This is a genomic window from Streptosporangium sp. NPDC048047 (assembly GCF_040653115.1).
Taxonomy (GTDB): Bacteria; Actinomycetota; Actinomycetes; order Streptosporangiales; family Streptosporangiaceae; genus Streptosporangium.
This window is the reverse complement of sequence record NZ_JBEZNH010000032.1, coordinates 78,660-93,114: the sequence shown is the minus strand read 5'-3', so window position 1 is coordinate 93,114 and position 14,455 is coordinate 78,660. Positions and strand designations below refer to the sequence as shown.

Annotated in this window: 12 protein-coding genes; 9 read left to right on the top strand and 3 right to left on the bottom strand. The window is 71.6% G+C overall.

Annotated elements, in window-relative coordinates; genetic code table 11:
* The first annotated feature begins 248 nt into the window (after positions 1–248).
* Positions 249–905, top strand: a complete 657-nt coding sequence (locus AB0D67_RS25090; protein ID WP_362940409.1) for a class I SAM-dependent methyltransferase — start codon at positions 249–251, stop codon at positions 903–905.
* A 99-nt stretch (positions 906–1,004) separates the two neighbouring features.
* Here AB0D67_RS25090 and AB0D67_RS25085 read toward each other — a convergent pair whose 3' ends face one another.
* Positions 1,005–2,573: a serine/threonine-protein kinase gene (locus AB0D67_RS25085; protein WP_362940406.1), complete on the bottom strand. Its 1,569-nt coding sequence runs from the start codon at positions 2,571–2,573 to the stop codon at positions 1,005–1,007.
* A gap of 103 nt (positions 2,574–2,676) precedes the next feature.
* Entirely contained in the window at positions 2,677–3,534 is an 858-nt protein-coding gene (locus tag AB0D67_RS25080) for a DUF72 domain-containing protein (protein WP_362940403.1), read from the bottom strand.
* A 419-nt stretch (positions 3,535–3,953) separates the two neighbouring features.
* Between AB0D67_RS25080 and AB0D67_RS25075 the strand changes: the two genes are divergently transcribed.
* The 7 genes from AB0D67_RS25075 to AB0D67_RS25045 all read left to right on the top strand — a co-directional run bounded on the left by AB0D67_RS25075 (position 3,954) and on the right by AB0D67_RS25045 (position 12,090).
* Positions 3,954–4,550 carry a dihydrofolate reductase family protein gene (locus AB0D67_RS25075; RefSeq protein WP_362940400.1) on the top strand — a complete coding sequence of 199 codons (597 nt, stop codon included), beginning with the start codon at positions 3,954–3,956 and terminating at the stop codon, positions 4,548–4,550.
* 392 nt (positions 4,551–4,942) lie between these two features.
* Positions 4,943–5,593 carry a DNA alkylation repair protein gene (locus tag AB0D67_RS25070; protein ID WP_362940421.1) on the top strand — a complete coding sequence of 217 codons (651 nt, stop codon included), beginning with the start codon at positions 4,943–4,945 and terminating at the stop codon, positions 5,591–5,593.
* Between the two features lie 354 nt (positions 5,594–5,947).
* A complete protein-coding gene (locus AB0D67_RS25065) occupies positions 5,948–7,648 on the top strand; it encodes a cellulose binding domain-containing protein (RefSeq protein WP_362940397.1) in 1,701 nt (566 codons plus the stop codon).
* Positions 7,649–8,023: 375 nt separating this feature from the next.
* Positions 8,024–8,683: a thermostable hemolysin gene (locus tag AB0D67_RS25060; protein ID WP_362940394.1), complete on the top strand. Its 660-nt coding sequence runs from the start codon at positions 8,024–8,026 to the stop codon at positions 8,681–8,683.
* 138 nt (positions 8,684–8,821) lie between these two features.
* Positions 8,822–10,411: an AMP-binding protein gene (locus AB0D67_RS25055; protein ID WP_362940391.1), complete on the top strand. Its 1,590-nt coding sequence runs from the start codon at positions 8,822–8,824 to the stop codon at positions 10,409–10,411.
* Positions 10,412–10,414: 3 nt separating this feature from the next.
* On the top strand, positions 10,415–11,368 hold the full coding sequence (locus AB0D67_RS25050; protein WP_362940388.1) for a TauD/TfdA family dioxygenase: 954 nt from the start codon (positions 10,415–10,417) through the stop codon (positions 11,366–11,368).
* The gene (locus tag AB0D67_RS25045; RefSeq protein WP_362940385.1) at positions 11,368–12,090 is read left to right on the top strand and encodes a class I SAM-dependent methyltransferase; all 723 of its coding nucleotides are present in this window, start codon (positions 11,368–11,370) and stop codon (positions 12,088–12,090) included. The genes AB0D67_RS25050 and AB0D67_RS25045 overlap by 1 nt, the downstream gene beginning before the upstream one ends.
* A 199-nt stretch (positions 12,091–12,289) precedes the next feature.
* On the opposite strand, the gene AB0D67_RS25040 is transcribed toward AB0D67_RS25045, so the two are convergent.
* The gene (locus AB0D67_RS25040) at positions 12,290–12,985 is read right to left on the bottom strand and encodes a TRIC cation channel family protein (RefSeq protein ID WP_362940380.1); all 696 of its coding nucleotides are present in this window, start codon (positions 12,983–12,985) and stop codon (positions 12,290–12,292) included.
* Between the two features lie 140 nt (positions 12,986–13,125).
* Here AB0D67_RS25040 and AB0D67_RS25035 point away from each other — a divergent pair, with 140 nt between their 5' ends.
* Complete coding sequence (locus tag AB0D67_RS25035) at positions 13,126–14,376, top strand: amidohydrolase (protein WP_362940377.1); 1,251 nt, start codon at positions 13,126–13,128, stop codon at positions 14,374–14,376.
* The last annotated feature ends 79 nt before the right edge of the window (positions 14,377–14,455 follow it).

Sequence of the window (14,455 nt, the reverse complement as noted above, 5' to 3'; positions counted from 1 at the left end):
GGGGGCCCCGCCCCGCGCGCGCCCGTCCCGGCCCCCCCCCCGGGCCCCGCGGCGCCGGGGGGGGGGGCCGCCGGCCCGCCCCCGCCCCCCGGCCCCGGTACGGCCGGCCCATGTCCGAACGACCCGTATCCGGTCGGCCCGTATCCGGTCGGCCCGTATCCGGTCGGCCCGTATCCGGCCGGCCCGAGTACGGCCGGCCCGAGTACGGCCGGCCCGCGAGGCCGGGGGCGGGGCTACGATGGCCGACCATGATCGAGCCGAGCTTCCTGAGCGCCACCCGCACCGCCTACGACGCGATCGTCGACCGCTACGCCGAGTTCGCCGGCGCGAAGTTCGCGGAGATGCCGCTGGTCCGTGCGATGCTCACGCCGTTCGCCGAGTTGGTCCGGGCCTCCGGCGGGCGGGTGGCCGACCTCGGTTGCGGGCCAGGCCACGTGACGGCCCACCTGAGCACCCTCGGACTGGACGTCCTCGGCGTCGACCTGTCGCCGGAGATGGTCGCGCTGGCCCGCCGTACGTATCCGGGCCTGCGGTTCGAGGAGGGGTCGATGTTCGCCCTCGACCTGCCGGACGGCGCGCTCGGCGGCGTCCTGTCCAACTACTCGATCATCCACACCCCGCCGGAGCGGATTCCGGAGATGTTCGCCGAGTTCTCCCGGGTGCTGGCTCCGGGCGGTCACCTGCTGATCGGCTTCCAGGCCCACGAGGACCCCTCGGCGTCGCCGGAGGCGTTCGACCACGTCGTGGCGCTCGCCTACCGCTGGCCGCCCGACCGCATCGCCGGCCTGCTGCGCGAGGCCGGGATCGCCGAGGTGGCCCGCATGGTGATCTCACCGGACGAGGACGAGAAGCGGGGGTTCCCGCACGCGTTCGTGCTGGCCCGCAAACCGGCCGCGCTCCCCTAGGGACGACCGGGCACGACGCCTCCACGGGCCGGGCGCCTCGCGAGGGGACCGGCCCGGCCGGTGCTCCCCGGCTCCGTTCCTCCGGTCCGTGCTCCCCGGTCAGTCCCGCGGCGTCATCCGCAGCACCTTGCCCTGCGCGCTCGCCGCCAGGTAGGCGCCGCCGTAATCGTCGGAGACGTAGACGAGGAGGACCGGTTCGCCGCCCGCGAAGACCCAGCCGCCTTCCGCTATCACGTAATGGCTGGTCGGACGGGTGATGCCGAGTTTCCGGTCCGCCGTGCGCAGCAGCGCCGGAAGAGCCTCCCAGCGGAACGACTCCGGCCGCACCGGCTTCTGGAGCGGTGTCACGGTGCTTCCCTTGACCCGGCTGACCTGCCCGTCCCGGTAGGTGTAGATGTCGTAGAGCTTCTTCTCACCGGGGACGAGGGCCTGGGCGACCACGTACTCGTCGTACACGACGAATCCCACGAAGTCGGTGCCGCCCGTCGCCTTCCTCAGCACCTTGGTCGCCTCCCTGACCCGGGCCGGGTCCAGCAGCGTTCCGGAGCCGGCGTTCGCCTTCGGTTCCGGGGCGGTGCTCTCCTTGGGCTCGGGGGCCGCGCTCTTTCCCGACCGCTTCGCGCCGCTGGTGACCGAGGCGCTCGCGGAGCCGCCGGTGGGCTGCGACGCCCCCGGCGTCGTGCCGTCTCCGAACACGCCCGGAACGTTGAGAAGGACCACGGCGGTGAGGGCCACGCTGAGCGTGACGGTCCCGGCGATCGTCGCGGCACGGAGCCGGCCTGAACCGCCGCGCCGACCTGAACCGCCGCGCGGCACCGGACGCCCGGGGTTCGTGTCCAAGGCAGGGTGGGTCGCCCAGCCCAGCATCCGGTCGAGTTCCACGGCCGGCGGGCGGGCGGCGGGATCCTGCGTCAGCAGGGCCGCCAGGACGGGCGCCAGCGGTCCGGCCCGGCGCGGAGGCGGGACCTGGCCGTTCAGCACGGCCGCGAGCGTGGCCATGGTGGTCTCGCGGCGCAGGGGGTGGTACCCCTCCACCGCCACGTACAGCAGCATGCCCAGCGACCACAGGTCCGAGGCAGGATCGCCCTCCCGTCCGCGCAGCCGTTCCGGCGCGATGTACTCGGGCGAGCCGACCAGCTGACCGCTGGCCGTGAGACTGGGCGCGTCGTGCAGCGCCGCGATGCCGAAGTCGGTGAGCACCGGGCTGCCGTCCTCGCGCAGCAGGACGTTCGCCGGTTTCACGTCGCGGTGGCAGATGCCCGCCGCGTGAGCGGTCCGCAGAGCGGCCAGGACGCCTCTCCCCAGGTGCGCCGCCTCCGCCGGCGTCAGCGGCCCCTCCGCCAGGCGGTCCTGCAGCGAACGGCCGCGCACCAGCTCCATGACGATCCACGGGTGCGCCGTCTCGCCCGTGTCCACGATGTGGTGGATGGTCACCACGTTGGGGTGGCTGAGCCGGGCCAGCGCCCGCGCCTCGCGCAGCACCCGTTCGCGCAGCATCCGCGCCCTGCCCGGATCGTCCTCCGCCGCTCCCGACGGACGGACCTCCTTCAGGGCGACCTCCCGGTGGAGGGCGAGGTCGTGGGCGCGCCACACCGTGCCCATCCCACCGCTCCCCAGCCGCTCCAGCAGCTCGAAACGGTTGTCGATCACAACCCGCCCGGACGTCACGGCAGACAGCCTAGAGCCCCCGTAAGCGGTCGGAAGGGGCGAATGGTCGCTGTCGCCGTGCCGGATCCGCCGACGGGCACGGACGGCGTGGGAGGTACGGCGGTCAGAAGAGGGTCAGCGGCTCCGACGGCATGGGCTCGGGGAGCGGTTCGACCTCGGGCAGGAGGGCCCGTACCTCGTCGTGGAAGCGGCGGGCGAGCATCAGCGCGTCGGCGTTGTCGGGCGTGTGGATGAACACGGTCGGCGAGCGGCCTTCACGCAGCCATTCGACGACCGCGCCGACCCACGGCCGCCAGCCCTCGACCGTGTGCCCGGCCGAGTCCCGGCCGAGGTAACGGATGATCGGACGGTCGGTGAGGGCGGCCGCCCGGCGCGGCAGACGCGGTTTCCTCGTCCACGCCTCCCGCTCGGCGTCGCTGGTCGGCGGGCTCCGGAAGAGGACGGTCGTGTCGAACGGGACCCACTCGGCTCCCACTCCGCCGAGGACCCTTTCGAGCAGCCGCCCGGCGCGCTCGTCCTCGAAGAACGCGCGGTGCCGTACCTCGACGGCGTATCGGTGCGAGCGGGGGAGCCCGCGGAGGAAACCCGCCAGGACGCCGAGGTCGGCGGGGCCGAAGGACCCGGGAAGCTGGACCCAGAGTGCCTCGGCCCGCGGCCCGAGCGGCTCGATCGCCTCCAGGAACGCCCCCAGCTCCTCGTCGGCGCCGGGACCGGTGAGGCGGCGCTCGTGCGTGATCGATTTGGGCAGCTTGACCACGAAGCGGAAGTCCGGGGAGGTCTGCCGCGCCCACGACTCCACCGTGCTCCGCGCCGGGGTCGCGTAGAACGTCGTGTTGCCCTCCACCGCGTCACACCAGGTCGCGTAGGCCCGCAGGCGCTCGCCGGGCGGAAGCGGGTGGGGCAGGAAGCGCCCCTGCCATGGCGCGTGGGTCCACATCGCGCATCCCACATGAAGCCGCATGCCCCGACGCTATCCGAGATGCGTCCCGGGAACCGGGCCGGGGCGAGGAACGGGAGGCGTCGGCGGAGGTCTCCGGACGTGTGGGATGCGGCCGCCGCCGAAACCGTCAGAAGTGACGGTACGGTGCGGCCCGGCCTCCGCCTCGACGCGTGGACCCACGGCCGCGCATCCGCACGAGGCCGCATGCCCCGGCACGCTCCCGGCCCGGCGCCGTCCCCTCGGGACTACCGACAATCATTTCATCCTTGACAATAAAAATTGTCGGTCTTAGTCTGAGATCACGCGGAACGCCGCAGCCGGGAAACCGGCCGACGGGGCTCCGCCGGACCCACCGGGCCGGACCTCGCGACCGGAACGGCCGCGGCCCATCCGGCGGAGAACCCGCCATCCGGACGACACAACCCGAAGGAGCACCTCCCATGCGCATCCTGGTCAGCGAGTTCATCAGCCTCGACGGCGTCGTGCAGGCACCGGGCGGACCCGACGAGGACACCGACGGGGGCTTCGCCCACGGCGGCTGGACGCACCCGTTCTTCGACCCGGAGGTCGTGGGCGGCTTCTTCGACGACACGATGAGCAACGCCGACGCCCTGCTGTTCGGACGCCGTACCTGGCAGACGATGGCGGCGGCGTGGCCCGGTCAGGCCGGCGACCCGTTCGCCGACCGGATGAACTCCGTCCGGAAGTACGTCGTCTCCGACACGCTGGGCGAGGACGACCTGACGTGGAACAACACCACGCTCCTCCCCGGCGGCGAGGCCGTCGCCCACCTCAGGAAGCTGCGTGAGACCGAGAGCGGCGACGTGGTCGTCATGGGGAGCGTCACGCTCGTGCGCGCCCTCCTGAGCGAGGGCCTGGTCGACGAGCTCCGGCTCGTGGTCATGCCGGTCATCCTCGGCGGCGGCAAGAAGATCTTCCCGGACGACGGCGTGCTGCGCACGTTCGAGCTGGCCTCCACGGCCACCAACGCCGCGGGCACGAACGTGTGCGTCTACCGGGCCGTCACCGCGGGGTAGACCGGACCGGACGGCGTCCGCTGAGGAAACCCGGGAGAGGCGACCGCGCCTCCCCCGGGTTTCTCATGTCCCAGGCGGCGTCCGGATGGGAGACCCGCCTTCGCTCAGTCCTCGCCGCGATAGGCACGCAGCTCGCGACGCGCCGGACGTGGAACCGGCCGAGCCGGCCGCATCGGTCGAGGCGACGGCGACGGCCGATGCGATGTACGACGCCCTGGAGCCAGGCTACATCCGGCGCCCCGACTTAGTTCAGCCTTGCCTTATATAAGCCTTGGGTGAGACCGTTGGCCCCGTACGCGCGATCGATCCGTGGCGGGGCGGATCCCGTACGGGACGGACAGGAGACCGAGGTGGCCGAGACGACGCCGACCGGGACGACGGTGGCCGAGGTGATGGCCGAGCTGGCCGGGCTGGAGGACCCGCGGGCACGCGAGGTGAACGAGAGACACGGTGACGACCACGGTGTGAACCTCGGCAGGCTGCGCGCGCTCGCCAAGAGGCTGAGGACGCAGCACGAACTCGCGTGCCGGCTCTGGGACACGGATGACACGGCGGCGAGGCTGCTGGCCCTCCTGGTCTGCCGCCCGAAGGCGTTCGGGCGCGACGAGCTGGACGCCATGGTGCGCCAGGCCCGCACGCCCAAGGTGCACGACTGGCTCGTGAACTACGTGGTGAAGAAGAGCCCGCACTCCGAGGAGCTGCGTCTGGCCTGGTCCGCCGATCCGGATCCGGCGGTCGCGGCCGCCGGCTGGGCCCTGACCGCCGAGCGGGTGACGAAGAACCCCGGGGGCCTCGACCTCGCGGGACTGCTCGACGTCATCGAGGCGGAGATGAAGGACGCCCCGGACCGCCTGCAGTGGGCGATGAACGACTGCCTGGCCCGGATCGGGATCGAGCACGCCGGGCATCGCGCCCGGGCGATCGGCATCGGTGAACGTCTGGGGGTGCTCAAGGACTACCCGACCTCCCCGGGCTGCACGTCTCCGTTCGCGCCCGTCTGGATCACCGAGATGGTGCGGCGGCAGGGCGGCGAGGCGTCGTGAGCGCGGCCATCGGGGCGGCGGCCCGCCCCGATGGCCGCGGCGGGCGAGGCGATCCACCGGCCGGAACCCGGGCCGCGGGTTCCGGAGGTGAAATTTTCACGGTCCGGCGGGCCGTTCACGCAGTTCGCCCGCCCGCCGGGCCGTCTCCCGCTTGACCCCCGCCGAGGGCCGGAACCACACTCCGCCGGAGCGCCACCCTCCACGCGACCACGTGAGCGATCCCCATCCACCTCGTTCTCGCGTGCCGGGCCGCCAAAGTCCTGTTAGCGCTAACAGCAGCGGGAGCCGATCAGAGCCGGGATGCCGTCCGGGCCGGGAGACGCGGATCGGCGCCGGCAGCCAGGAGGAGAAGACATGAGGCAAGGCCAGAACGAGCCCGTGAGCGGCGAACGAAGACTGCTGAGCAGGAGAGCCGTCCTGGCCACGATGGGAGCCCTGCCGGTCCTCACGGCCACGGCGTCGGTCCTGGGGGCGTCGGAGGCCGCGGCCGCGACGGCGGTCATCGACCCGTCGGTGCGGCGGCAGACCATCCGGGGCTTCGGCGGCATGGCCCACGCGGCCTGGATCGGCGACCTGACGGCCGCCCAGCGGGACACGGCGTTCGGCACCGGCGAGGGCCGGCTGGGGTTCTCCGTACTGCGGATCCCCGTCGGCGAGAGCCAGTCGGACTGGAGCCGCGACCTGGCGACGGCGAAGCGCGCGGCCGAGCTCGGGGTGACCGTCTTCGCGTCGCCGTGGAACCCGCCCGCGAGCATGATCGAGACCTTCACCCGCGGCAGCCAGACCAACGCGAAACGCCTGCGGTACGACCAGTACGCCGCCTACGCCCAGCACCTGAACGCCTTCAACGCCTACATGCGGGACAACGGGGTGAACCTGTACGGCATATCCGTGCAGAACGAGCCCGACTACGCGCACGACTGGACGTGGTGGACGCCCACGGAGATGGTGCGGTTCCTCCGGGAGAACGCCGGTTCGATCAACACCAGGGTCATCGCCCCCGAGTCCTTCCAGTACCTGAAGAACATGTCGGACCCGATCCTCAACGACCCCGTGGCGCTCGCCAACGTGGACATCATCGGGGCCCACCTCTACGGCACGCCGTACTCGAACTTCCCCTACCCCCTCTTCCAGCAGAAGGGCGCGGGCAAAGAGCTCTGGATGACCGAGGTCTACCACCCCAACAGCAGCGACTCGGCGGACCTGTGGCCCCAGGCGCTCGACGTGGGCGAGCACATCCACCACGCCATGGTGGACGCCGAGTTCCAGGCGTACGTCTGGTGGTACATCCGGCGCAGCTACGGCCCCATGCGGGAGGACGGCCAGATCAGCAAGCGCGGTGCGATGATGGCGCACTTCGCCAGGTTCGTCCGCCCCGGATACGTGCGGATCGGCGCGACGGCGAACCCGGCGTCGAACGTCTACGTCTCGGCGTACCGGGGCGGCGACACGATCGTCATCGTCGCCGTCAACAAGGCGACCTCCGCGGTGAGCCAGCAGTTCACCGTGGCGAACACCGCGATCTCCGGCGCCTCGTCCTGGCTGACCGACGCGAGCAGGAACGTCGCGCCGCAGGGCGCGGTCCCCGTGTCGAACGGCTCCCTCACCGTCACCCTTCCCGCCCGGAGCGTGACGACCTTCGTGACCACCGTGAACGGCGGCGGCCCCTCACCCAGCGCGACGCCCACCGTGACCCCCACGGCGACCCCGACCGTGACGCCCACCGGCGACCCCGGGACGGGACCCCGGGTCGCCTACACGATGAGCACCTGGGGCAACGGCTTCACCGCGAACATCGGCATCACCAACACCGGCACCTCGGCGATCAACGGCTGGACGCTGGCCTTCACCCTGCCCTCCGGGCAGTCCGTCACCTCGGGCTGGAACGCCACGTACTCGCCCTCCAGCGGCCAGGTGAGCGCCCGCAACGTCGACTACAACGGCACGATCGCCCCCGGGGCCACCATCGAGATCGGCTTCCAGGCCACCCACAACGGCAACACGTCGAAACCCACCGCCTTCACCCTCAACGGCGTCCCCTGCACCGTGGCCTGACCGGCGCACAGGACGGCGCCGAAGCCCGGCCCGGCGCGGGGACGGGCGCGGCCCCGCCGTGCGCCCCTCCGGCGCGGAACAGCCCCGTACGGACGACCCTCCGTGCGGGGCTGCTTCATGCCGGTCGTCCGCCCGCTTCATGCCGGTCGTCCGCCCGCGGGCGCCTGTCCCCGCCCCCACCTGCGTGTACGGAGATCACCTGGAGCCGCGACATCGTCCCGCGCGGGGCCGTACGGCATGTCAAGCGCCGGTCATTGGCAGAAAACTGCAGACCTGGGCAGTTTGCTGCACCCGAAACTCCTGTCCCGGCGACCCGGGGTCACGCAGAGTTGTGCATGAGCAAGCAGATCGGCACTTCGAGATGAGGATGAGGAAATGGCAAGACCTGGCATCACGTCCGACTCCTTGTCCGTATCCCTGCCGTCGCTGGAGGCGGTCCGGCCGGGCCCGCTTCTGCGGACGGGGTTCGCGAGTCCCGGCACGCCGAACTACCGGTTCTGCGTCGACAGCGTGAAGCGCAAGTACCTGGACCGGTACGGCGCCGTCGTCACCCCCGGCCCCGACCTGTTCGTCACCGCGTGGGACGGCGCCCGCGACTCGCCGACCTCCGGCCGCATCCTGGGCGTCGCGGGGCTCACCACCGCCGCCGGGCGCAGACTGCTCTCGGAGGACTATCTCGACGTCCCGGTCGAGCGGGCCTGCGCCGACCTGGCTCCCGGGACCCGCGTCGACCGCCGCCGCGTCGTGGAGATGGGCCCGATCGCGTCGTTCCACCCCGGCGCCGGCCTGTTCCTCATGCGCGCCCTGCCGGGGATCGCCCTCCACCTGGGGTACGACTTCCTGCTGTCCACGCTGACCGAGAAGCTCCACGGCGTGGCCAGGGCCGCGGGCTGGGAGTTCCACACCCTCACCAACGCCCGCCGCGCCGACCTCACCGGGGCCGGTGAGGTCGACTGGGGCACCTACTACTCCGCGAGGCCCCGTACGGGAATCCTCCGCTGCGGGCGGGACGCGGTCCCGCGGGCCGCCGGCTGACGGCGTCTCCTCCGGCCGGGCTTTCGACCCGGAACTCCAGCCGGGCTTTCGGCCGGGAACTCCAGCCGGGCTTTCGACGACACCGCGATCCGAACGCACAGAAGAACGCACAGAAGAACGCGTAGAAGGAGTCCGCTCATGCGTTGGCTTGACCATGCCCTCAACCGCCTCGGCTCACTGGAGAAAGTGGCCGTCGAGGAGATGAGGTCGTCCGGGCCGTCCCGCCCGTACACCTACGGGACCGTGCTCGGCGCGGCGATCCGTACCGGTGACGCGGTCGTCGCCGCGGCCGAGGGGCGGGACACCGGCAGCAGCACGATCGGCCTGCTCACCGGCAACGGCGTGGAGGGCGTCGTCGGTGACCTGGCCTGCCTGCTGACCGGCGTGCGGTCGGTGCCCATCCCGATCGCCTTCGGCCGGGACCAGGCCCGCCACCTGCTGTCGCACTCGATCGTCTGCCTGGTCGACGAGCAGGGGCGCAAGCGCCTGGCGGAGTGGGGCGGCGAGGACAGGATCCTCCCCGAGGGGTGCGAGGTCATCACGATCACGGTCGGGGAGGACGGGTACGTCCCGGAGGAGATCGCCGCCAAGGTCCGGGCCGCGGCGACGCTGGACGAGTCCGCCATCTGCAAGATCGTCCACACGTCCGGCACGACCTCCACCCCGAAGGGCGTGATGCTCCGCCGCGGCGCGGTGGACGACCTGATCGACTCCGTCACCAGCCGGGTCGGCGTCGAGGCGTGGCAGCGCTACGTCTCCGTCGTGCCGACGAGCCTGCTGGTGGAGCAGGTCTTCGCCGTCTACCTGACCTTCCTCGCCGGCGGCACGGTCGTGTTCCTGCCCGAGGAGGCCAAGCCGCTGGGCACCGCCGGCGGTGACGTCGAGCAGGTCCGTGGGCTGCTCGCCGAGGCCCGGCCCACGGTGTCGCTGGTGCCGCCGTCCCTCGTGGAGTCCATCGCGGCGCACGCCAGGACCCTTCCGGACGCGACCACGCGCGAGCTGTCGCTGGCGGTGTACGGCAGGGAGGACCCGATGCTGCTGTTCAGCGGCGGCGCCCCGGTGTCCGACGAGGTCCTGCGCGTCATGTGGGACCGCGGCCTGCCGGTGTACGTCGCGTACGGCCTCAGCGAGAACGGCTCCGTCGCCACGCTCAACGGCCCCGGCCTCGTCCGGCTCGGCACCGTCGGCAAGCCCCTGCGCCACTGCGAGGTCCGACGGTCCGACGACGGCGAGCTCCTCATCCGCAGCTCGTCCCTGCTCACCGGCTATCTCGGGTCGGACGACCCGACCGCGCTCCCGCTGGACGCGGAGGGCTGGCTGCACACCGGCGACATCGCCGACATCGACGACGACGGCTACGTCACCATCACCGGCAGGCTCAAGAACATCATCATCACCTCCAACGGGCGCAACGTCAGCCCGGAATGGGTCGAGGCGCAGTACAAGAGCCGGCCCGGCATCGAGGCCGCCGCCGTGTTCGGCGACAACATGGAGCGGCTGATCGCGGTCTTCGTCGTCAGCCGCGGCGTCGACGCCGCCACCGCGCTCGCCGACGTGCGCCACGTCAACGCCGAGGTCCTCTCGGAGATCGAACAGGTCGGCAGCGCCGCGTTCGTCGAGGCCGACGAGACGTTCTACGCCGAGTTCTTCACCGTCACCGGACGCCCTCGCCGCAAAGAGATCAAGGAAGCACTCACCACCGGCCGTTTCGGCCTGACGGAGGTCTGAGAAATGCTGAGCGACTTCACCACCACCGACCACATCGACGGCAAGGGCCTGGTCGTCACCGCAGCCGACCGCGCCGGACTCGACACCGTCGACCGCGTCGAGCTGATGACCGCGCTGGCCGAACACGGCTACGTCCTCCTGCGCGGCTTCGACACCGACCCGGCCACCTTCTCCACGCTCATCCAGAGCGTCTCCTCGAAGATCACCCTGGACCCGGCGCGCAAGTTCGCCGGAGGCAACGTCGCGCAGAAGATCGAGGCGGGGCTGGTGCCCCAGGGCCTGCACGTGGAGAACGGCGCCACGCCGTGGGTGCCGGACCTGGTGTGGTTCTACTGCGAGACCCCGGCCAAGGTCGGCTCGCAGACCACCATCTGCGACGGGCTGCACGTGTGGGACCGGCTGCCGGCGCGCACCCAGGAGCTGTTCCTGTCCACCCGGATCACCTTCGCCAGGCCGATGCCCGAGGACAAGTGGAAGAACCTCGTCGTCCGCCTGCTCGACGGCGCCAAGACCGCCGACGAGGTCGTCTTCGACGACCTGCTCGCGGTGACCGACGACGACGTCGACGTCAAGTACCGGCTGCGCCCCGACGGCTCCGTCCACTACAAGTACTTCACCTACGCCGCGCACACCACGCTGTTCGGCGGGGACGTCGTGTTCACCAACAGCATCCTGACCCCGTCGGTCAACTACGAGCCCCCGGTGATCGAGTTCGAGGACGGCCGTCCGCTGGACGCCATGCTGATGCGCCAGATCATCGAGGCGACCGAACTGGAGACCGAGGAGATCGACTGGCACGCGGGTGACGTCGCGCTGGTCGACAACAGCCGTCTCATGCACGGCAGGCGCAGGATCCGCGACCCCCTCCGCTCCCTCTACAACGCCCAGAGCTACGCCAGGGAGGACGTCGTCGCCGCCGTCCGCGAGCGGGTGGCCCCCGTGGGCAGGGCGGCCTGATGCGGACCCAGTACGACGAGATCGGCCGGTCCTACGAGCGGCTGAAGCGGGAGATGCCCCTGGCCAGGGGCCCCGAACGGGCCACGGTCGAGGCCCTGACCGGCGCGGTGGCGGGCAGGTCCGTGCTGGACCTGGCGTGCGGCACCGGCTGGTACAGCAGGATCATCGCCCGCGCCGGCGCGGCCTCGGTGCTGGGGGTGGACATCTCCGAGGAGATGGTCGCCGTCGCCGAGCACACCGAGGCCCGCGAGCCGCTCGGCATCTCCTACAAGGTCCACGACGCCCGGACGCTCGGGGCCGTCGGCCGGTTCGACCTGGTCAACGCGGTGTGGCTGCTGTGCTACGCCCGTGACCGGTCCGACCTCGCCGCCATGGCCGGCACCATCCACGACAACCTCGCCCCCGGGGGCGTCTACACCGGCCTGGAGATGAACCCGAACTTCGACTGGGACGGCCCCCTGGCCACCAAGTACGGCCTGACCCACCGGCCCGACGCGGACTTCCCCGGCGGAAAGGAGCTGACGGTCACAGCGCACGTGAACCCGCCCATCTCATTCCAGGCCTGCTTCTGGGAGGAGGAACCGGTGGTCACCGCCCTGCGCGACGCGGGGTTCCGTTCGGTGGAGATCGTTCCCCCGGTGCTGCCCGCCGACCGCGACGACCCGTTCTGGGACGACTTCCGGACCAACCCCGCCATCGTCGGCATCCGTGCGGTCAAGTAACGAAAGGAGCCCGTACGGCAGGGAAACGAAAATCGGGCCGCTCGGACGGCGGAAGGAGCGCCGGACGGAACGAAGATCGAAGCCCAGGTGAGGCGGCAACGCCTGACCTGGGCTTCTTCGCACCGGGAGGGCGGTGGAGCCTGGGGCCGGACCCCTGACGTCCCGCCCGCTAAAGAACACGGACCGACTGCGTCCTCGTTCAGCCACCGTCGTCGTGACGCCGGTCGCGACGGCGGCGCACCGGACGGACGGCCTTGCCGAGGACGTCACGCGCCTCCCACTCCCTGCCGGCGGGCAGTTCCCACCCCCGCCGGTAGGCGACCAGCCGCAGCGCCGTACCCGCGACGACCCCCAGGGACGTGCCCACCACCATGGACACGCCGAACGCCGAGCAGACCACCTGCACCGCGGCGACCAGGGCGGCGACCGACGCGTACAGGCCGTTCCCTCCGAACACGACCGGAACGCGCTGCACCAGCAGGTCACGCGTGGCCCCGCCGCCGACCGCGGTGATGGTTCCCAGCAGGATCGCCGGGAGCCAGCCGAGCCCGGCGGCCAGCGTCCGCTGCGCCCCCGCGACGGCCCACACGCACAGCGCGATCGCGTCCAGCACATAGAAGAGCCGGTTCCATTCCCGCTCGGTGAACTTCAGCAGAAAAGCGACCCCGGCCCCGGCCAGCGCGATCGGGATGTAGAGGGGGTTGGTCAGGGCGAGCGGCGGCCCGTGCTGCAGCAGCACATCGCGGATCAGTCCGCCGCCCAGGCCGGAAACCACCCCGATCACGACGTACCCGAACAGGTCCAGCTCCCGGCGGCGTGCCACCGAGCCGCCGAGCAGGCTGTTGATGAACACTCCGACCAGGTCCAGCACCGTCGTGATCGTCTCGACCCGCACAGGCAGGAAGCCTAGGGACGCTCCCGGGGAACCGGCGCCGGCCCGCTCACCGGCCGGCCGAACGTTTGCCGCCGTTTGGAGTAGTAGGGATTCATACCCGGAAAGCATCCCCCGCAGGGGAAGCTTGAGGGGAGCGGTCGATGTCCGCCGACACGGTGCTGGCCGGACTGGACGCCATCAGACCCGGCCTGGAGGCGTACTACCGCGACCTGCACGCCCATCCCGAGCTCGGGCACCAGGAGAGACGCACCTCGGCCCGGGTGGCCGAGCGGCTGCGGGCGTACGGCTACGACGTGCAGGACCAGGTCGGCGGCACCGGCGTGGTCGGCGTACTGGCCAACGGCGACGGGCCGGGCGTGCTGTTCCGCGCCGACATGGACGCCCTGCCGATCGAGGAGCGGACCGGCCTGCCGTACGCCAGCACGGCCACCAGCGGTGACGGTCACCCGATCATGCACGCCTGCGGGCACGACACCCACGTCACCGCCCTGCTGGGCGCGGCCCGGCTGCTGTCGCGGGCCAGAGAAGCCTGGAAGGGCACGCACATCGCGCTGTTCCAACCGGCGGAAGAGCCGGGCGACGGCGCCCGCGGCATGATCGCCGATGGGCTGGCCGACCGGATTCCCAGACCCGACGTCTGCCTGGCCCAGCACGTGCTGCCCTACCCGGCGGGCCAGGTGCTCACCCGGCCGGGGTCCGCGCTGTCGGCCGCCGACGACTACCGCATCACCTTGTACGGCCGCTCGGCCCACGGCTCGGCTCCCGACCGGGGCATCGACCCGGTGGTGATGGCCTCGATGCTCGTGGTCCGCCTGCAGACGGTCGTCTCCCGCGAGGTCGGTCCGCTCACCCCGGTCGTGCTCACGGTGGGCAGCATCCACTCCGGAGCCAACCCCAACAACATCCCGGAGACGGCCGAGATCCAGCTGAACGTGCGCACCTACCGGGAGGACGTGCGGCGGCGCGTCAAGGATGCCATCGTACGTATCGCCCACGCCGAATGCGCCGCCTCGAACGCCCCCAAGCCCCCCGATATTGACCATTTCGGCGCCTTCCCCGCCACGATCAACGACGAGGACACCACCCGGAAGGTCGCGGCGTCCTTCTCCGCCTTCTTCGGCGACCGGGCCGGAGCCCTCGATCTCCAGACGGCCAGCGAGGACTTCAGCGAGATACCGAAGGCGCTCGGCGTGCCGTTCACGTACTGGGGCTTCGGCGGCACGGACCCCGGTCTGTACGCGAAGGCGGCCGCGGAGGGCACGATCGCCACCGACGTCCCCGGCAACCACAACGCCGCCTTCGCCCCGGTCATCCAGCCCACCCTGGACACCGGCGTGCAGGCGGCCGTGGTCTCGGCGCTGGCCTACCTGGGGGACGGCGCCGACCGTTGAAGGGCCCGCGGGCTGGGACGTACTGCGGATCAGCACAATTTGCCTAGGGCTCCCAAAACGGTGCAAAAATAAGCGCCTC

Excerpts from the sequence above, each read along its gene's own strand:
- AB0D67_RS25070 (WP_362940421.1), top strand. The coding sequence starts at position 4,943 with ATGGCCGAGCTGGCCGGGCTGGAGGACCCGCGGGCACGCGAGGTGAAC.
- AB0D67_RS25080 (WP_362940403.1), bottom strand. The coding sequence starts at position 3,534 with ATGCGGCTTCATGTGGGATGCGCGATGTGGACCCACGCGCCATGGCAG.
- AB0D67_RS25055 (WP_362940391.1), top strand. The coding sequence starts at position 8,822 with ATGCGTTGGCTTGACCATGCCCTCAACCGCCTCGGCTCACTGGAGAAA.
- AB0D67_RS25035 (WP_362940377.1), top strand. The coding sequence starts at position 13,126 with ATGTCCGCCGACACGGTGCTGGCCGGACTGGACGCCATCAGACCCGGC.
- AB0D67_RS25090 (WP_362940409.1), top strand. The coding sequence starts at position 249 with ATGATCGAGCCGAGCTTCCTGAGCGCCACCCGCACCGCCTACGACGCG.
- AB0D67_RS25045 (WP_362940385.1), top strand. The coding sequence starts at position 11,368 with ATGCGGACCCAGTACGACGAGATCGGCCGGTCCTACGAGCGGCTGAAG.
- AB0D67_RS25060 (WP_362940394.1), top strand. The coding sequence starts at position 8,024 with ATGGCAAGACCTGGCATCACGTCCGACTCCTTGTCCGTATCCCTGCCG.
- AB0D67_RS25075 (WP_362940400.1), top strand. The coding sequence starts at position 3,954 with ATGCGCATCCTGGTCAGCGAGTTCATCAGCCTCGACGGCGTCGTGCAG.
- AB0D67_RS25050 (WP_362940388.1), top strand. The coding sequence starts at position 10,415 with ATGCTGAGCGACTTCACCACCACCGACCACATCGACGGCAAGGGCCTG.
- AB0D67_RS25065 (WP_362940397.1), top strand. The coding sequence starts at position 5,948 with ATGAGGCAAGGCCAGAACGAGCCCGTGAGCGGCGAACGAAGACTGCTG.